This is a genomic window from Terriglobia bacterium, from assembly GCA_020073085.1.
Classification (GTDB): domain Bacteria; phylum Acidobacteriota; class Terriglobia; order JAIQFV01; family JAIQFV01; genus JAIQFV01.
Window position 1 is genome coordinate 23,478 of sequence record JAIQFV010000026.1, and the last position, 18,635, is coordinate 42,112.

General features: G+C 55.8%; 18 protein-coding genes. 11 read left to right on the forward strand and 7 right to left on the reverse strand.

Annotated features, from left to right (window positions below; all coding sequences use genetic code 11):
* The first annotated feature begins 266 nt into the window (after positions 1-266).
* Together LAO21_19360 and LAO21_19365 are read left to right on the forward strand one after the other, a co-directional pair.
* Positions 267-2,393, forward strand: coding sequence for an acetate--CoA ligase family protein (locus tag LAO21_19360; protein MBZ5554879.1), 2,127 nt, complete (start codon positions 267-269; stop codon positions 2,391-2,393).
* Between the two features lie 10 nt (positions 2,394-2,403).
* Positions 2,404-3,114 carry a polysaccharide deacetylase family protein gene (locus LAO21_19365; protein ID MBZ5554880.1) on the forward strand — a complete coding sequence of 237 codons (711 nt, stop codon included), beginning with the start codon at positions 2,404-2,406 and terminating at the stop codon, positions 3,112-3,114.
* 427 nt (positions 3,115-3,541) lie between these two features.
* Here LAO21_19365 and LAO21_19370 read toward each other — a convergent pair whose 3' ends face one another.
* Together LAO21_19370 and LAO21_19375 are read right to left on the reverse strand one after the other, a co-directional pair.
* Positions 3,542-4,549, reverse strand: coding sequence for a metal-dependent hydrolase (locus LAO21_19370; GenBank protein ID MBZ5554881.1), 1,008 nt, complete (start codon positions 4,547-4,549; stop codon positions 3,542-3,544).
* Positions 4,550-4,661: 112 nt separating this feature from the next.
* A complete protein-coding gene (locus LAO21_19375) occupies positions 4,662-5,831 on the reverse strand; it encodes a tetratricopeptide repeat protein (GenBank protein ID MBZ5554882.1) in 1,170 nt (389 codons plus the stop codon).
* A 513-nt stretch (positions 5,832-6,344) separates the two neighbouring features.
* Here LAO21_19375 and LAO21_19380 point away from each other — a divergent pair.
* Both LAO21_19380 and LAO21_19385 read left to right on the forward strand, forming a co-directional pair.
* Positions 6,345-6,806, forward strand: a complete 462-nt coding sequence (locus LAO21_19380) for a GNAT family N-acetyltransferase (protein ID MBZ5554883.1) — start codon at positions 6,345-6,347, stop codon at positions 6,804-6,806.
* Positions 6,803-8,074, forward strand: a complete 1,272-nt coding sequence (locus LAO21_19385; protein ID MBZ5554884.1) for an MFS transporter — start codon at positions 6,803-6,805, stop codon at positions 8,072-8,074. The genes LAO21_19380 and LAO21_19385 overlap by 4 nt, the downstream gene beginning before the upstream one ends.
* A gap of 19 nt (positions 8,075-8,093) precedes the next feature.
* On the opposite strand, the gene LAO21_19390 is transcribed toward LAO21_19385, so the two are convergent.
* On the reverse strand, positions 8,094-9,176 hold the full coding sequence (locus tag LAO21_19390; GenBank protein MBZ5554885.1) for an adenosine deaminase: 1,083 nt from the start codon (positions 9,174-9,176) through the stop codon (positions 8,094-8,096).
* Positions 9,177-9,563: 387 nt separating this feature from the next.
* Between LAO21_19390 and LAO21_19395 the strand changes: the two genes are divergently transcribed.
* On the forward strand, positions 9,564-10,736 hold the full coding sequence (locus tag LAO21_19395; GenBank protein ID MBZ5554886.1) for a response regulator: 1,173 nt from the start codon (positions 9,564-9,566) through the stop codon (positions 10,734-10,736).
* Between the two features lie 56 nt (positions 10,737-10,792).
* Here the strand turns inward: LAO21_19395 and LAO21_19400 are convergent, their stop codons facing one another.
* On the reverse strand, positions 10,793-11,476 hold the full coding sequence (locus LAO21_19400) for a hypothetical protein (GenBank protein ID MBZ5554887.1): 684 nt from the start codon (positions 11,474-11,476) through the stop codon (positions 10,793-10,795).
* Positions 11,473-12,039 (reverse strand): hypothetical protein, encoded by a 567-nt coding sequence (locus tag LAO21_19405; GenBank protein MBZ5554888.1) that lies wholly within the window; start codon positions 12,037-12,039, stop codon positions 11,473-11,475. Before LAO21_19405 ends, LAO21_19400 begins: the two co-directional genes overlap by 4 nt.
* A 616-nt stretch (positions 12,040-12,655) precedes the next feature.
* Between LAO21_19405 and LAO21_19410 the strand changes: the two genes are divergently transcribed.
* The 6 genes from LAO21_19410 to LAO21_19435 all read left to right on the forward strand — a co-directional run bounded on the left by LAO21_19410 (position 12,656) and on the right by LAO21_19435 (position 16,459).
* Positions 12,656-12,805 (forward strand): hypothetical protein, encoded by a 150-nt coding sequence (locus LAO21_19410; protein MBZ5554889.1) that lies wholly within the window; start codon positions 12,656-12,658, stop codon positions 12,803-12,805.
* Positions 12,806-13,083: 278 nt separating this feature from the next.
* Positions 13,084-13,401: a YbjQ family protein gene (locus LAO21_19415; protein ID MBZ5554890.1), complete on the forward strand. Its 318-nt coding sequence runs from the start codon at positions 13,084-13,086 to the stop codon at positions 13,399-13,401.
* Between the two features lie 88 nt (positions 13,402-13,489).
* On the forward strand, positions 13,490-13,717 hold the full coding sequence (locus LAO21_19420) for a hypothetical protein (GenBank protein ID MBZ5554891.1): 228 nt from the start codon (positions 13,490-13,492) through the stop codon (positions 13,715-13,717).
* A gap of 102 nt (positions 13,718-13,819) precedes the next feature.
* A complete protein-coding gene (locus LAO21_19425; GenBank protein MBZ5554892.1) occupies positions 13,820-14,509 on the forward strand; it encodes a response regulator in 690 nt (229 codons plus the stop codon).
* A 169-nt stretch (positions 14,510-14,678) separates the two neighbouring features.
* On the forward strand, positions 14,679-14,996 hold the full coding sequence (locus LAO21_19430; protein ID MBZ5554893.1) for a hypothetical protein: 318 nt from the start codon (positions 14,679-14,681) through the stop codon (positions 14,994-14,996).
* A 380-nt stretch (positions 14,997-15,376) separates the two neighbouring features.
* The gene (locus LAO21_19435; GenBank protein MBZ5554894.1) at positions 15,377-16,459 is read left to right on the forward strand and encodes a hypothetical protein; all 1,083 of its coding nucleotides are present in this window, start codon (positions 15,377-15,379) and stop codon (positions 16,457-16,459) included.
* Between the two features lie 464 nt (positions 16,460-16,923).
* Here LAO21_19435 and LAO21_19440 read toward each other — a convergent pair whose 3' ends face one another.
* Positions 16,924-17,934: a BON domain-containing protein gene (locus tag LAO21_19440; GenBank protein MBZ5554895.1), complete on the reverse strand. Its 1,011-nt coding sequence runs from the start codon at positions 17,932-17,934 to the stop codon at positions 16,924-16,926.
* 485 nt (positions 17,935-18,419) lie between these two features.
* Positions 18,420-18,629 (reverse strand): hypothetical protein, encoded by a 210-nt coding sequence (locus LAO21_19445; GenBank protein MBZ5554896.1) that lies wholly within the window; start codon positions 18,627-18,629, stop codon positions 18,420-18,422.
* Between the last annotated feature and the right edge of the window lie 6 nt (positions 18,630-18,635).

Here is an 18,635-nt window from a genome sequence, read left to right on the forward strand (position 1 = left end):
GTGCCGGGTGTCAGGTGTTAGGTGCCAGGGCAAGGAAGAGAGAAGACAGCTATTCGAGGATAAAAGTCAGAGATCAGAAGTCGGAAGTCAGAATCAGTCACTTCTTGCCTCGCCTCTCGCTGACACCCGACACCTGACACCCGGCACCTCTCCTTCCCCGCCTTTACAATCCCCACGTTCTCTCCTATCATGGGCGCGCCATTGAAACACAAACACATAGGCGGAATCCGATTGTCCAACAATCAAATCTCAGTGGGTAAGAAGCAGTGACCTCGTCAAATCACCCTCTCGATCCCATCTTTAAGCCCAGGTCTATCGCCATTATCGGAGCCTCGCGGAAGAAAGGCTCCATTGGCCGGGAGATCCTCCACAATCTGATGGAGTATGAATTCAATGGAAAGATCTTTCCAGTGAATCCGAGCGCCGATGTCATCCATTCGATCAAGTGTTTTCCGTCGGTTGCCGAGATTCCCGATGAAGTGGATCTCGCGGTAATAGTGGTTCCGCGGCCCCAGGTCTTGGAGATCGTGGATGAATGTGGCCGGAAAGGTATCCGGGGGCTGGTGGTCATCACGGCGGGGTTCAAGGAAGTGGGTGCCGAGGGAGGGGCGCTCGAACAACGGCTCAAAGAAAAGGTCCGCGGATTCGGGATGCGCATGGTCGGGCCGAATTGTATGGGCCTGATTAACACCGATCTGACGGTCCGCGAGAATTGTACCTTTGCCCCGACGGAGCCGCTGACAGGCAACGTCGGGTTCATGTCTCAAAGCGGGGCATTGGGCGTGGCCATTCTCAACATTGCCCGCAAGGTCAATCTGGGATTCTCCTATTTCGTGTCCATGGGAAACAAAGCCGACATTTCGGGGAATGACCTTTTAGAGTACTGGGAGCATGACCCGCGAACAGAAATTGTCCTCATGTACCTGGAATCGTTCGGGAACCCGCGGAAGTTCACGCAGATAGCGCGACGCATGACCCGCCACAAGCCCATCCTCGTCGTCAAGTCAGGCCGCACCACGCAGGGCGCCCGGGCCGCGTCGTCGCACACCGGGGCCATGGCCGGAATGGACATCGCGATTGATGCCCTGCTCGAGCAATGCGGGGTGTTGCGGGTCAATAGCGTGGAGGAATTATTTGATGTCGCGATCGGATTTTCAAATAACCCTTTTCCCCGAGGAAACCGGGTGGCCATTCTCACCAACGCCGGGGGACCGGCGATCATGGCGACCGACGCTTGCGTCAGTGCCAGACTCGTCATGGCCGAATTTTCAGCCGCCACCCGCACGGCCTTGGAAGGTTATCTCCCGGATGAGGCGAGTGTGTTAAACCCGGTAGACATGATCGCAAGCGCTAACCGAGACAGCTACGCCTATTGCCTGGACACGATTCTGCGGGACGACGCCGTGGACGCCGTGATTGTGACTTTTGTACCACCCATCATGATCAACCCCATCGACATCGTGCGGGCGATCGAACAGGTTCGCAAGAAATATGCCAAGCCGGTGTTGGGAGTGTTTATGGCCAGGGACGAGTTTTTCGAAGAAATCAATCGCGTCGTCCCCGACCATTTGCCGCTTTACCTTTTTCCGGAATCGGCGGCGCGCACGCTTTCCGCCATGGTGCGTTATTCCAATTGGCGTGCACGTCCGCACAGCGGGATTCGACACTTTGAAGTCGATTCGGGGCGGGTCCGGGAGATTCTGCAGGCCGCGGGGGAATCAGGGAGAGATAAGTTGACGATCGTGGAGTCGATGGAGATTCTGCAGGCCTACGGGATCCCCATCGCCCGATATGCCATGGCGAGGACCCGGGATGAGGTTTTTGCAGCCGCCCGCGGAATCGGGTTTCCCCTGGTGCTGAAGGTTGTGTCACAGGAATTGACCCATAAAACGGAAGCAGGCGGTGTGGCGGTGGACCTGCGGACAGAGGAGGAGCTTGGAAGCGCCTTAGAGCAGATCGAAGAGCGGCTACGATCCCTCGGCCTGCGCGAACATATCGATGGCTTCCTGGTGCAGGAAATGGTTCGAGGCGGGAAGGAGGTAATCCTGGGGATGACGTTGGATCCTCACTACGGTCCCCTGCTGATGTTTGGTCTCGGAGGAGTGTTTGTGGAGACCATTAAGGACGTCGTCTTCCGCATTACCCCCATCACTGAACTGGAGTCCCGCGAGATGATTCGCCAGATTCGCGGTTATGCCTTGCTCGAAGGCGTGCGCGGAGAACCGTCGGTGGATTTCGGTCTTCTGGCGGAGTTGCTCCAGCGTCTGTCACAACTCATCAGCGATTTTGATGAGATCGTGGAACTGGATGTGAATCCGTTTCTGACCTCCGCGATTGCTCAAAACTCTAAAGCCCTCGACGCCCGCATCCGCCTGGCGATGGCTCCAAAATAATGACTCCAAAATGTTGATCGCTCTTTACATCACCGGTGCACTGATTGTTGGAACGGTTCTCGTCTGCCTCTACGCTTCGTTCTCAATCCGCTCTTCCCTTTTTGGAAAAATATACTGGCGAGGGCGTACCGATCGCCATCAGGTCGCTCTCACCTTCGACGACGGTCCTCATCCCCGGTTCACCCGGGAGATCCTGAAAATCCTCGACGACGAGAAGGTTCCGGCTACCTTCTTTCTTGTCGGAAAAAAGGTTGAGGCGTTTCCCGATGTCGCCCGGGAAATTCTGGCAGCCGATCACGAACTGGCCTTTCACGGATACACTCATCGCCCATTGTGGTTAAAGCCACGTCGCGTGTTACTCGATGAAATCGAGAGATCCCAGGCGGCCTTCCAGAAGGTTTGTTCCATGGAACCGCATCTTTTTCGACCGCCCTACGGAATCCGGGGACGACGGATCATGAAGCTCGCCACCAAGCGCGAATGGAAGACTATTTTCTGGACTCGGGCGGGTTGGGACTGGACCGACATTCCGGGGGAAGAAGTGGCACGCCGCGCGCTGAGGAGAGTCATGCCCGGAAACATTCTGCTCTTGCACGATAGCGATGGCCCGGCGCTGGAGGCCGATCGGCAGCGCACAGTCGATGCCCTGCGGATCATCATACGAGAGTTGAAGGATCGGGGCTTCTCTTTTGCGCGAGTCACGGAGATTTTGCCGGAGTAGTTGCCAGTGACCAGTGGCCAGTGACCAGTGGCCAGTGACCAGTGGCCAGTAACCAGTGGCCAGTGACCAGTGGCCAGTAACCAGTGGCCAGTGACCAGTGGCCAGTGGCCAGTGGCCAGTGACCAGTGACCAGTTGCCAGTGACCAGTTGATCTTAACCCACCAATCCCCTGCGTCGGTCACCTGTCCGGATTCCTCCACTTTCTTTCCTATTTCCGAAGGCAATCCAGCCTCAGGGTAAAAAATGGTTTTGAAAATCGTTCCGCAGATTGAAGGTGGAGTCTCTTCGGTGACAATTACAGTCGCAGGATTGAATTGCCGTGCCTGAATGGCGGTTTACCTGCGCGGGAGAGTACTTGCTGATAATTCCCGATTGACAACTGGGAACTGGTCACTGGCCACTGACAACTGGGAACTGGCAACTTCCTTCACCCCGCAAAATTGAACTGTTCACTCAAAACCTGCAGGTCTTTGGAGAGGAGAATGCGGGTAACAAAGGCGCGCCGCCGCCTTGTTGCTGATTCAAAGCGCAAGTCTTGAATTGTGACAAGGGTATCTTCCCCTCGCTTCGTCACGGTGTAGATCGGAAGCCGGGAAAAACCCAGAAATATCCTCGCGGTGCGCGTTTCCCGGGCTGCACGCAAAAATTCATTGTCATCCGGCTTATAGACAACTTTGGCCTTGTTCAGGGTCAGGGCTGAGAAGTTGGATCCCACCTCCAAGGTGAAATAGGCATGTTCTGTTTCGGCAACACCGGTCCAGACAAAAGGATTTGCGGGTTTGGGGTAGGCGCATAGAGTCATGGCATCTTCCCCCCGATAGGTAAAAGCCGAAAGTTTGGCCAGGGCGGAGCGGTGGTTCCAGTCCCTGACGGCCCATAATGCCACGATGAAAATCAGGGCGATGATGGCTCCTCCGCGTCCGCGAGCCTTGGCCCGTGCCCCGACTTCCTCTGAAATCAACCTGAACAAACTCGGCAGCACCAGACCACACGCCAGGACCGTCAGAATGAGGGGGTCAATAATAAACTCAATGTCCCATGACACCCAGCGATCGCTGAACGGCATGAAGGGTCTCACCCCATAGCTATTCGTAAAATCCAGGAGCAGGTGGCTCCATGTGCCCACGAGGCACACCATTGCGATTGTAGAAAAGGACGGCGGGGGAAGTGCCTCCGGCTGTCTTCTCCACGATCTTTTTTGCAGGAAGAAGATTGCCCCGGCAAACAGAAGGCCCAGTCCGGTCACCCCCGCCATCGAATGGGTAATGCCCCGATGATATTGTAGATAGGCCAGGTTTCCCCAGGCTCCAGTGACAATATCGATGTCGGGGAGATTTGCTGCGATCATCAGCGCCACCGAAGCATGGCGCATTTTTTGGTTGAGTCCGGCCCGCGAGAGGGCTGCTCCCACCAGGGTGTGCGTGAGGTTATCCATTGGCTAGAAGGACTCCTTAATAATCGACACAGGCCCGATCCTACAGAGGGGCGTCAAGTACCCATCCCAGAGTCTTTTGCGAAAGGCCTCCAAAATCTCTAACCGGCCCCGCCTATTGGCCATAACCCGATTTCAGATAGCGTCTTGATTTCGAGTGGCTGTCCTCGATGTCGGGGTATTCCAGCGTCTTCTGATAGGCCTCGACGGCTTCACCGCGACGCCCCGACATATCCAGAGTATTCCCCTTGAGCAGATAGAGCTGCGCCAGGAGGACTGGATTTCGAGCGCCCGATTTTTCAGCCCGATTCAGGCACGCCAAAGCATTGGTGTAATCCTGCTTGGCGAAATAGTTCCGCCCCAGGTTGTAATTCAACCAAGCCAGGGCTTCCGAGGCGGACTCGCTATGATCGGATGAAATCAGGCTTTCAACACTCTTGAAAACAGCAATCCCTTTATCCCAGCGACGAGACATGATGAAGTAATTCGACGCCCACATATAGAACACATGATTCTGAGGATACTCCTTCATGAGGGCCTGCAATAATCGCTCATAGTCGTCCCAGCGTTTCTCAGAAAAATAAACGCTCAGCAGGACCACTTTGGCCTCGGTTTGCGCGTATTCCCCCTTTTCCGAAGCCAGAAGCAGTTGTCGAATCCCCTCCTCCCTGTTTCCGCGAGCGCCGAGAAGCCATGCAAACGGCTTGATCACCGCGGGGAGGGCGCCCGTGAAATAATTGTAGGAGCCCAACCCGATGTAGGTGTCGTAGAAGTTGTTGTCAATGTCGTGCGCCATCATGACGTACTTGTGCCCTTTTTGGCCATTGCGGAGGGCTGAGTAATAACTGCGGGTCACCGTGGCGTCAAAGCGAGTCGCATTGCCATACGCGCTGGCGACGTAGGCCAGCGCAAGCTTGTCGCGGGGGTTCTTCTGGAGCCAGGACATCCCTTTTTCCAGAGCAGTTTTCGTCAGGGTGTCAAATTGGTCCTCAAGATTCTTGTTCTGCCGGTCCTCCACCGCCTGCCACCAGATCAGGGCCGCCTTGTAAACATATCCGGCCGGGTGTTCGGGATAGAGTTGAATTAATTCATCCCAGGCTTTGCCGGCTGCGGCATATTCAAGGTTGTAAGAGAGCGGAAGTCCATGGCGGATAATGGCATCGGCCTTGGCATCGCCGTAAAAATAGCCGGTTGTTTGGGGAAAACTCAGGGTCGCAACGGTGAGGCTGAGGAACAGGCTGAATGAAGCAATCGGGAGTTTGTGCGCCGCGCTGTTTTTCGGCATGCTGCTTTCAGAATCCCCCTCTATTGCGCCCCGTGCGCTGGGAACCGGTTGTGCTCTACAAACTTCGTCGAAGCTTGCGGCAGTCTAGAGGCGAGCCACTTGACTGTCAAGCACGATCCCCAGTTCCATGGTATGAGTCGACGTTATTATATTCGACGGGAACGGATTCTTGCGATCCTCCGTCATCGAATTCTAATATTCTCTCAGACAAGGAAAAAGGAGGCAGAGCCAGGGGGACATGCGGTACACCTTTGGTGCGGCAGGCCCTTCTTGTCCCAATGGCAAGATCGAATCCGGTCGGTTCGATTTCTCCATCGAGAGATCGGCCATCCCGGGTAGGACAGGATCTGCACCGGGCAGCATGCTATACTCCGAGCTTATCCTCCCGATGGGCTGCCGTGATGCGAGAAGACCGGATTGACCAGGAGCACTCCTGCGCGCCTCTCCCGCTCGCTTTCCAGGGAACGCGTCTTCGGTAAGAAGTATTGGAAGAGTTTCAAGGGAGACCATTACATGAACTCAGTGACTATAGCCCCAGCGAGCGAATCCGATCGCGAGTGGTGTGCGCAATTGATGGCGGGCACCGATCCCTGGATTACCCTCGGCAGGGGTTTGGAAGAGTGTCGAACCGTTTGCTGTCACGCGGAATACCTGCTCTTTGTTGCACGGGCCGGGCCCGAGCGGTGCGGATTTGTTCTCCTCCATCCCCGGGGCTTGGCGAGTTCTCCTTATATCGCTTCCATTGCAACGGCCGGAGAATTTCGCGGGAAGGGAATAGGGAGCCGGCTGCTGGCCTTCGCCGAAAGCTTCGTTCAGCCGCGAGCAAGACACATTTTTCTGTGTGTTTCGTCATTCAACACGCGTGCAAGAGCGTTGTATGAACGGCAAGGTTACACGGTGGTAGGAGAGTTGAAGGACTACGCCCTCCAAGGCGCCTCTGAACTCATCATGGACAAGGTGCTGGAGAAGTCATGACCCGCCGACCCTGGATGCTGGTGTCCCTATTGTCCGCCACGGCGACGGCCAGCTACCTCTGCCGGGTCAATATTTCCGTGACCGGCGCCCTGCTCATGAACGAGTTTTCCCTCTCGCAAATTCAGATGGGCCGGATCTTCAGCGCATTCCTGCTGGGGTACGCGTTGATGCAAATCCCGGGAGGACTCTTAGCGGATCGATGGGGGGCCCCGCGTGTGCTTGCGGGATCGGCCCTCTGGTGGGTCGCGGGCACGGCCCTGCTGTCAGCCGCCGGCTGGGGGCCGTTCAGAGGGAGTGGGGCGGAAGTCATCACGGCCATGCTGGTGTTACGGTTTATCATTGGCGTGGGGGAAGCACCCACCTTTCCCGCGGCGGCGCAAGGAGTCGCTCACTGGATCCCGATGGAAAATCAAGGCCGCGCCAATGGTATTGTGATAGCGGCCATCGGGCTGGGTTCGGCTCTGGCCCCTCCTGCATTGACGGCGATCATGTTGCGCTGGGGATGGCGACTGGCGTTGCTGGCCTCTGCATTGCCCGCCCTGCTTGTCGCTGTGGCCTGGCGGCGTGTACGAGAACCAGAATTTTCGGATCTCGCCCTCCCCTTCCGTAGATCTTCACATCGGCCGCACGGCTCCTTGCGGTCTACCAGTTTTATCCTCCTGACGCTGAGCTACACGCTGCAAGGGTATGTGGGTTATATCTTTGTGTTCTGGTTCTATCTATACCTCGTGCAGGTCCGCCACTTCGACCTACTTCGCAGTGCCGCATTGAGTAGCTTGCCTTGGATCCTCTCCATCCTCTCTATCCCGATCGGAGGGCTGATCTCTGACCGCCTGGTGGCGGGCACGCTGGGCCTTCGATGGGGGCGTCGGGCCGTTCCCCTTTTCGGGCTTACCTTCGCCGGGATCTTTCTTGCCCTGGGGGCGCGGACTGTCAACGCCTACCTTGCCGCTGTGAGTCTGGCCTTCGCGACGGCGCTGGTTCTGAGTGTGGAAGGGCCGTTCTGGGCCACCATGATGGAGATTGCCGGCAGGAGAAGTGGGACCGCAGGGGGGGTGATGAACATGGGGAGCAATGTGGGAGGGCTGATTTCTCCGGCGTTGACCCCAATTCTCGCGAATCGAATGGGGTGGGAGAACGCCCTTTATGTCGCCGCCGCGCTCTCCGTGCTGGGGGCGCTGTTGTGGTTCGGCATCTCTCCCGCGGCCGCCCGCAGCGTTCAGTCCGAGGCTTCCCCCCTGCCGGCCGCTTCCGAGATCCAACCTTAAAATATTCTCCCGGTCATCTTCAATTTTTTGACTCACGCTTCACGAGTCTCTGATAGCCCGGTTTGATAATGTCGTAGATGAGCCGGCACCTCGCGTTGTAAGGGATGAAGGCGCTCTTCATGGAGTTGATCGTGATCTTTTCAAGATCATGAAGGCCCAGGCCAAAGTGCTTGACCGCGGCGGAGAATTCTTTGGTCATGGTGGTATTACTCATCAAACGGTTATCTGTATTCAGGGTGACCCGGAACTTTTCTTTGAAGTAAATTCCGAATGGATGCGCCTGGAGGGAAGGCACGGCACCGGTGTGCACATTGCTGGACAAGCAGATTTCCAATGGAATTCGCTTATCCAGGACATACTGGGCCAGGGTGCCGAGTTTGACCACTCGACCATCGGTAAGGGCCATGTCTTCTACGAGGCGGGTGGCGTGTCCGATCCGGTGCGCGCCGCACCATTGTATCGCCTGCCAGATGGACTCCTTTCCGAAGGCTTCGCCGGCATGAATTGTGATACTGAAGTTCTCGCGCTGGACGTAATGAAACGCATCGACATGTCGCTTGGGTGGATATCCGCCCTCCTCACCCGCCAGATCGAACCCGACCACTCCGCGGTCGCGGAAGTCGACGGCCAGCTCCGCCATCTCAAGGGATAACTTCATGTTCCGCATCCCGCAAATGATCAGTCCGAACGCGACTCTGAAATCGCGCTTTCCCTTTTCCAGACCCCGAAGCACAGCACTGACGACTTCCTCCCAATGCAACCCGCCGGCCGTATGAAACATCGGGGCAAAACGCGTTTCGACATAAATGACCCCGTCTTGGTGCATGTCTTCCATCATCTCGTACGCCACACGTTCCAGGGCCTCCTCGGTTTGCATCACCGCGATGGTGTGTTTGAAGCCTTCGAGATACAGCGGAAGGCTCCCCCGATTCGCTCCCCTGAAGAACCAATCAGCTAACTCACCGGGCTGGAACGTCGGCAACCCCTCGTAGTGCTTCTGACGTGCGATCTCAATAATAGTTTGGGGTCTTAAGCCGCCATCGAGGTGATCGTGCAAAAGCACTTTCGGGGCGGCTCGAAGAAGGGTGTCGGTCAGCTTCATTGGGGTCCTCAATTCGAGAGAGTTTCGCGTGGAAGGATACGCCGGTCTCGCGCTCAACTCAAGCCGTTGTCCTTCTCCCCTCTTAAAGGGCGGTCTCGCCGAGACTTGCCCCGGTGCGCTGGATCACCAACTCATCTGATGGGTTGATGGGGGCTTTGCGCCAGGAAGTAAGGAACTCCTCGTTGGATAATTTGGAAAGTGTGAAGATTTTGTGATGATTTAGTTCTAAAAAGAGAGTGTCTCGGTGCTCATCCGCCGAGGGTGGTGTGCGATTCCAGTCGTTCTGCTCTCGCGGGGCCATGAGGCCGTATCGTCCAAAGGGTGGAAGCCCATTCTCGAGAACATCACGAAAAGGAATCGATAAGCAGAGGAGAGGAACACGAGGACATGACAACCACAAGCCTTCGCTCCCCGCTGACCGAGCCGGTCCTAGCCAAGAGCAATTCCCTCAAGCAGCGGATCCTGATCGTCGACGATGATCTCTCGATTCGCTTGCTGCTCCGCGCCAGGCTGCAGGCGGCAGGATTCGAAATCCAGGAAGCGTGTGATGCCCGAGAGGCGCTGACAGTTCTGGCGACGAATTCATTCGATCTCGCGCTCTTAGACGTTCGCATGCCCGGCATGAGCGGTCTCGAATTGCTTCCACAGATCATCAAGAACTACGGCCAGACCGGGGTCGTCATGCTCACGGCGTGCGACGACGTCTCTCTGGCTGTGCAGGCGATGCAACTCGGAGCCGTCGACTACATCCTCAAGTCTTTCCTATCGAATGACATTGTGGCCCGGGTGCGAAGGGCCCAGGAGCAGCACACCCAGAGACTGAATCAAGAACAGTATGTCCAGCAGATGGAGGAAATTCTGAAAGAACAGACGACGGAACTGCGCCACGCCTTCCGGAGCCTGCAGGATGCCTCGGACATCGCCCTCGAAGCACTGGTTACCGCCCTGGATGCGCGGGAGCACGAAACACAGGCCCATTCGAAGCGCGTGGGAGAATACACCATTCACCTCGCTCGGATTATGGGTATTGACCCCCACTTGTTGAGCGACATCGGTCGCGGCGCCATGCTGCACGATATCGGCAAGATTGGGGTCGCAGACAGCATTCTGCTCCGGCCCTCAAAGTTGACCGATGAGAACTGGACGGAGATGCGAAAACACCCGCAAATCGGCTGCTGGATTCTAAGGGGAATTGACGGACTTAAATTTGCCTCTGAAATCGTACTCGCGCACCACGAGAGATATGACGGAACAGGCTATCCGAGAGGCCTTAAGGGGGAAACCATCCCTTTAGGCGCTCGCATTTTCTCAGTGGTGGACTGCCTCGATGCCATGATCACCGATCGACCCTACCGCGCTGCCACCAACTACGAAGCCGCCAAAGAGGAAATCATCCGCTGCTCAGGCACCCAGTTTGATCCCGCAGTCGTGAAACACTTCCTGGAAGTTCCTTTCGACCATTGGGAGGAAGTGCGGGAACGTACGTTACTGAATAACAAGAACCTCAACAACCCTTCCCTTTTACTACCCAATTCAGCGGGTCTTAAGTTTACGCATTGAGGTTGACCCGGCCCGCTCCGGTTTCTGTTGAGATGAGCGGGGGCCTTGCCTGCTCCTCATGACCCGAGATTCAAGGAAATCTTCTGCCCGTCAAGGGTGAACTCAAGCTGATAAGCGGCTTTCGACTTCCTTCCGGCCACCGGAAAGTACAGATAGCCGGCCGCGGGTTTCGAGATTTCCCCCTCATGCAAGCCTTTGTCGGTGAGTTCCGCTTCCATGGTCTTGCGGTCCGCGTCGGTGTTCGCTCCGGGACCGGATCGGCCGACGCCGACTCCCACGCCCGCTACCGTCCTCACCCCCCCGCCCCGCGTCCTGCCATCATAGGGATCGTAAGTCGGAGGACCGGATTCGTATCCAATCCCCACCGTGGGGTATAACGTCACATCTTTTCCCGTTGAATTGGTCTTCTGCAGGATCTTGGCAATCTCCGCCGGGCCAGCGGGTCTCGACACCAATTTGCCAGAACGGAGAATGAACTGATTGAGGGCAATGTTCGGCTTCGCTCCAGTGACCGGAAAGAGACCCACCTCGACAACAATATATCCACGGTTGAGGTCAGTGACGAACGTGTGCCTCACCTGATCCTTGGCCATCAGAGCCGCCCCGACTGAAATCTCCTTCTGAATGGCATGGTTGGCATAATCGCCGGCGGTTGAGCGTGGCTCGATACCCTGACGGTCCTGGGCGACAACCACCAGGGAAAGGGATAAAAGAAGCATCAGACATTGAACCCACTTCATGGCCTTGCCTCCTTTTCTTGTTCTGCCAGCGCCGCTTTGACTCGAATCGTTTTCCCGGTCAGCACGTAAATTCGTTGTTGAAGAATCACACCCTTCTCTGTTCGAATCTCCAACTCATAGACGCCGGGCGCAAGCCAAAAACTTTTCAGATGTCCCGCGATTCCAGCAAAGGCGCTATTCAAATAGACTTCGGCGGTCTTGGCGTTTGTTTGTAGTCTGACCTCCCCACCTTGCCCGGGCAAGAAGTACCCAGGGTGATAGGCAGGATAGAAAGACGGGTAAACCCAATAGGACGGCCAGAACCCATAATAAAAAGGATCCCAGAAGTATGGAGAACAACTGTAGGGGAAAGGACAGCCGGCAGAATACGAATAGAAGGCTCCGAGCGATATGCTGCCGACCTTCACTCCGTGCTCGGGAATCACTTCGACCCCGGTTGCTTCCTTCCCTGAGGCCGGCCATACCTGTTCGTCAGCTGCCCGGACCAAAGAGGGAACAATACATGAACCGCCAAGGAGAAGAACCAGCAGAATTCTCGCGACGTGCATTTGTCTTTTCCGCATGCGAGCCTCCCGGGGTTAGTGTTTGACGGCGAAACCAAGCAAGCGTTTGAGGAACCTTCACAACCCCTACGTTCATCGATGTCATTATATTCCAAAGAGTTGCCAGGGGGCGGGTATAATTTTCGACATTTAGGGCTGGGTCCGCGCCTACATCCTCTTTGAAGCTTGTGAAGCTCCCGGCCGCAGTGAAACAACTTTTGCCCAATGGCATGCGATGGTCCTTCTTATTTTCCACCTCCTCCCAAAAGGGCTGATGACACTGCCTTGCTCAATCTGGTAAGCTCTTCTGCGGGACTTAGTCCGGCCAAGAGCGGAGAATCAATCCATGAGGCAAAAAATAACATTAATTGTGATGCTGTTGGTATTCGCCTTACCTGCCGCAGGGTGGTCCCAGGAGAAACAGAATGAGCGGCCGCCAAGTGGGCCCAAACTTGTCGTGGATTCGGTGACTCATGATTTTGGGGTTGTCAGGCCGGGTACGCCGCTCAGGTATTCCTTTGCGATAAAAAACCAAGGGACCGCGGACCTGATTATCAGGTCCGTGAGCCCAGGCTGAGGGTGTACTGCAAGCGACTTTGATAGAGTCGTCCCTCCTGGCAAGGAGGGCAAAATCACATTGAGCGTCGAGCATACGGAAGGCTATCGCGGGGAGATTCTAAAAGGAGCCAGCGTGGCGACCAACGATTCCACTTTTCCCAATTTTGGCCTGTTCATGCGGGCACAGTTCGAAGAGGAAAAGAAATCCGCGGAGTCCCCTCCGCGCTGAGCGGCGACGTGACGGCGTGCCCCCCTCGTGATGGCTTTTCCTGGTTCGGGAGGGATTCTGGATGGATTTTCGAGCCCCATTGCATCAGCTCATTTTGATCTGTCCCGGAGCGTATATTGGAGGCGTTCCCTTTCACACTGAGGCGTGGAAGCTAACCGGCCAATCGCGATGAAGATATAATGTTCTATGAAGTCGGGTCTCGACACATGCTAGAACTACGCCCTGATCAAAAGAAATCTTTCAAACCGCCATCGAGGAGATGCTGATTGGAAGCCTCAATGACTACCACGGCATTCACGCTGGATGGCTTCCGGATCACGAAGACGCTGGGGGTGGTCCGGGGAATCACGGTCCGGTCAAGGTCCATTTTCGGGACGATAGGGGGCTCCCTGCAGACGCTCTTCGGGGGCAATATCACCCTCTTCACCGAGTTGTGTGAGAAGACGCGGGCCGAAGCTTTTGACATGATGGTCTCCCACGCGGAACAACTCGGCGCCAATGCCGTGGTTGGGATACGGTACGATGCCACCGAAATGCTGCAAGGCGTGACCGAGGTGTTGTGTTATGGAACAGCCGTTACCGTGCGGCCCGAATAGTAGTAACGATTTTAATCGTTATTGTGACCATTGCTTGGATCCCGGCACCTCATCAAGATCGTGAGGACCGGGAGAGGAGGCGGCGATCATGAAACTGTTAAAATCATTTCTCTTCATTATCCTCTCGATAGTGCTCTCTGTTTCAGTTCTGAATGGGAAGGCGGAATTTACCAAGAAGGAGGGCAAGCCCTGCAATTATTGTCATACCAAGGGCCGGGAATTGAATGAGGTGGGCAGATGCTATGAGAAAACCAAGAATCTGGCAGACTGTAAGACTCCGGAGCCCAAACCAATAAAGGAACCCAAGCCCAGCTAACCGGATGACGAGCCCAGTTGTGAGCATGATATCCTCTGCCGAATGCCCGGCATGAGGCGAGAGTGGAATCTGACCTGTGGAAGGTGACCCTGGGAGACCATGATGGACAAAAAGAGATTGCTCGTTGTTGACGAAGAGCCACAAATCGTAGAGTCCCTGCTGAAGACCTTCGCTCCGCAATACGAGGTGTTGGTCGCGAGATCCGGAGAGGAGGCCATCCGCAGGGCCGTCCTCGACCACCCGAACTGCATCCTGCTCGATGTCATGATGCCTCAACTGGGTGGTTTCATGTTATGCGAGATCCTCAAATCCGTTAAGCAGACGAAGTTGATTCCCATCCTATTCATGGGAACAAAGCCCCGACATGAGGTGTGGGCTACTGCCCAGGAATTGGGCGCGCTGGACTACCTGGAAAAACCCTTTACCATTGCGAAGATCTCCGATGCCGTGACCTGTGCCATGCAGGTGGCTCCGGTCGAACGCCGCAGGAGTCCTCGGGTCAACATGAGGGTGCCTATAACGATTCGAGGGAAGGACCTTCACGGGAACAAAATTGAAGTGGCGGCGGAGACCGTGGACGTCACCCGATACGGCGCCCTGATGAGGTTGCCGATTCAGATCGCAGTCGGCGAGGAGGTGGAAATCTGCCAGGCGTATCTGCCCGAATCGGGTGATGTCGCCGTTCGCACGATGGCCCGCATTGCCTGGACTGACGAGGAGGGGGTCATTGGTCCGTTTTGGCATGGTCTCGAGTTTCTGGATCCCTCTTCGCAATGGACCGAATCCAGATAGGCGTCGGGGTCAATGACCCCGGGACCGGGGAAACGGACCCTTCCGGTTTCTGGGAACAGGTCGGTGTCCTTTTTTCTCCACGATCTTGTGACAGGCGGGCTCGAACCGAACCGGAGATTGCTTCCCCGTGGGGACCCGGGGAAACAGCCGGAGACGCCTCCGTACGATAATGACGCTCGATGAAACACTTGTTTCGGTGTGGCGACAGTCGCTCGACGAGAAGAAACCCGCAGTCTCGCTGGAGAAGGATTCCAACCCGGTCAGAATGTTTCGTTCAAAAAAACTCCGGAGCGTCGAGTTCAATTTTGGGCCGTTTCAGCTTGTCGGCATCGAACAAAACCCCGCCACAGGATCCCGCTGGGCGGAACTCGCCCGGGCCGGAAACCGGATCATGCAGTTTCGATGTCAAGGCCGCTATGTGGCCAATGTATGCGAAGGCAAGGTGTTTCGTTATCCGGCCTGGAAGGGCTTGAAACTCCCTGAGTGACCAACCCACTCGGCCCCGATCCCGCGCCCCTGCCGACAAATCCCCAACAATTTCATCCCGGAGCCAACGCTGACCTTTTGTCCCAGAAATCCGTTTCCAGGGCATATGCAGATCCCCGCTTCAAGGACGCCTTAGGCGGTTCCAATCCTCTGGTTGGATCTTGCCACAAACCTCGTCTTGTGAGATGATTCACATGCTTTCGATCTATGATTTACTGGCGGGTTGCACGGTTCAACTCAATGGGGGGTGCCCCATCCCAATGGGTCTCTTCCCTTTCGTTGGTTCACATCACTCCCTTAACTGATTTCTTTCCTTGATTCCTTCTTAAGTTCAATGGTTTCCAACAATGGCATCTCGGACATGCACATGGAGGCAAACTTATGCGACCGTGGAAAATTTTGATGGGTCTAATTCTATTGTGTGGAGTGTCATTCGGTCAGAACTTCTCGCCGCAAAGGGATATTGTGTTTGGACAGGTGGCCGCGGGCGGGGACTACGAAACGGTCATCACGCTGACCAATCGGGGGACGCAGACCTACGATGGAACCATGAAGTTCTATCAAGGAGAGGGCAAGAATTGGAATCCCGCTGTGAATGGAACGCCAATCACTGACGGGAAGATACCGGTGTCGATCGCTGCAGGTGCCACAGTCACCTATCATGTGACTGGCTCCAGCCTTTCAGCCGGGTTTGCATGCATCATGGCGTCCGGGCAGGCTCAAACTAACTTTGTCGAAGGAAACCTCACCTACTTGATTCGATCGGGAGCCACTCTAATGGACAGCGTCGGGGTTTCGCCTTCCACGGAGTTCTACCTGTCGGCCATTCCATTTGAAGACTTCTCTTCGATTGCGCTTGCCCTTGCAAACGGAGACAACACAAACAAGACGGCAAGGGTGACTTTGACATTGTACTCAGAGACTAATGCAAACTTGGGTTCGAAGGATCTGTCCCTCGGGCCGTCCTGGCATACGCCTCAGTTCTTGTCCGAGTTCTTTAAGAATGTGCAGTTAACCAAAGGGCGTATTGAGATAGTGTCCGACATTCCGATTTTCGGGACTGCCCTGACTCTGTTGTCCGGCCAATTCTCTTCCCTCCCCCTGCTGCCGTCTCAGCGCGCCTATACCTTTTCGGCCAACGCTCCGGGCGGAGAAAACTTTGCTGGCGATGCGAGCATTTGGGCTGAAGGCCCCTTCGTCAAGGGCTATATACGCGTAACCAATTACAACGGAGCGTCCATGACCGCGGCGCCCTATCTCCTCTACGGGCGCCTTGTTAACGGGACGTTGATGTTATTCACCTGGGCGAATACGGCCCCCTACGTCTACCAAGAGGGGACGATGTATCTGAAGATCGATAATTTCTCTTTTGCCACTAATTCCTACACGGCTGACTGGATTGCGACCTCAGTCCCTGACGTGCAAAGCGATCGGGGGCGGATTACACTGACTCGGGTGCACTGAAACGCGTTGTGGCGGATGTCGAGATGCCATCGCAGGCATGCATCGACCCCATGCCTGCGGCCCCCGGGTCAAAGCGGCCCCCCCTAGCCTCTTGCTTACCGCCGTCGTGACGAATTCATTCGTCATCCTTATCGGGATAGTACGCATAGGAAAGGCTGCTGGATGCCAGGCCGCCGAGAATTCTAGACCAATTGAAAGCGCGTCCGCCCTTGTCTGACCGAGTAACAAAGAGGCGCGTGATGGAGTAGCCCAGTCGGTTCGAGGGCGATCCCTCAGCCTTGCGGAAGTAGCGAGGGTCTTGGTGAAGGAGGCAAGGATCACTCCAGAAATCCGGGGTATCGTCTCAAAAGCAAATCATGTCGTTGTGGTGTTCTAAAGCTTTCAGCTTTCGGAATAGCCCTCCAGGCACACTATCCCCCCGCAGGCCTGCATGACAAATGCCCTCGGGCAGCAGATCTTCCGTCTTACTTGGCAGCAGTCTTCTTGGGCATGACGGTCACCGTCACCGGTGCCTGCAGCGTGAAGTCAAGTGCTGTCTCCGAGGGCACCTTCACCTGCTTACCGCGAGTCGCCAATTGGACTCCTGTTGCGGTGCCGCCCCCAACAGCTGCCCCAATAGCCGCGCCTTTGCCGCCGCCCGCAATCGCACCCACCGCTGTCCCGACGGCCGCGCCGATCCCCACTCTCGTGGCGGTTTGCTTTCCACGCCCCTCACCCTTCGACTGGTATGAACTGCTCACCATCGGATAGGTCTCGCCATGAAGCTCCATCTTAAGGAGCTGCAACTCGAGTTCGCTCGAGCCGCTGATATGTCCCGCCGTCTTTACGTTGGCCAATTTTACAAAAATGGTGGTGTTTCTTGGAACCACCGTGTGACCCTTTAATGAAATTGGAGCATCCGTTGACGCCCGGAACACCTCTCCCGCCTGATTCCTGGAGGAGTCGATTGAATCGACCATCCGGATTGACATACGCGTCCCCGACGGGATCTCATAATGCACGGGCTGAGGCTCTGGCGGTGGAGCAGGAGCAGTAGCAGGAGCAGGAGCTGAAGATGTTGCGTTCGCTGGCGCTGGAGACGTCGCGGCTGATGAGGCCGCAGATTCTCTCCTCGCTGGAGCGGCCGGTTTGGCCGCCGCACCCGGTGAACTTGGAGATTCGGGCTGAGCTTCTGCCTGGGCCATCTGCCCTCCAGCAACCCTAATCTGATCGTTCACTTTCCTTACACCGGGGGCAGCACTGGCAAGTTTGAACGCTTTCAACTGAACATCGGCACTGGGAACCTCGCCGCTTAGCGTTACCTCCCCATCCTTTACGACAACATCAATGTTGGCTGCCTTCAGGTCCGGATCGGAGAACATTTTTGACTTGATATCGGTGGCAATGGTCTTATCGCTGTTCAACATGGAGCACTCTGCGACGATCAATGTCGACGCGATGAGAACCAAAACTAACAAAATCCTGTTTCTTCGCATCGTTCCCTCCTGTTGTTGGATGGCCGAGTCCCTATTACCCCACATGTCCGGAGGATCCGGCGTTTAAGCTGGTCCTCGTGATTTTCCCTCCTGCCTCGGAGGCTCTTTACTATGGTTCCTGATAGTGTCTCTCCAACTATGGATGAGATACCAGCAAAAAAAGATGGAGAGTAATGAAATGAGCCGGATATCCTGCCGCGGATTCGTCCTGGATTCCACTGCCATCTCCCCTCAAATCAAACTCCCTCCTACCCCGGGTTAAGGTTTCAGAGGCTCAACCCCCGAAGGCTGTGAAACGTGGTGTGCCGCCTCGAGCAGCCTCAGAATATAATTCTTGAACTTACGAGGTCGGCAATAATAGAATCTGAGGGAGGCCAACCACTGTTTGTCATTGTTACTGGACCTCATCCGACGTATTGACTCCTGAGTCCCTGGCCCTGAAATAACGGGCCGACCTCAGGCGGGAAAGCAAGGAGGCGCCCATGTCAAAACGCCGGAAATAGCATGCCTTCCTTCTTACCTTCGACGTGTTCGCCGGATGCCCTTGATGCGTCCGGCAACCGTACGCCTCCAAATCCGTTATGCCGGTTCAAAGTGGGCAGCAAGCGTAGGGTGACTTTAAAGGTTCGCGACTGAGTATTACGGTTCCATCCGTACACCGCTTGTTGCGCCTGGAACACAGCAGGCCGTGACATAGGTCA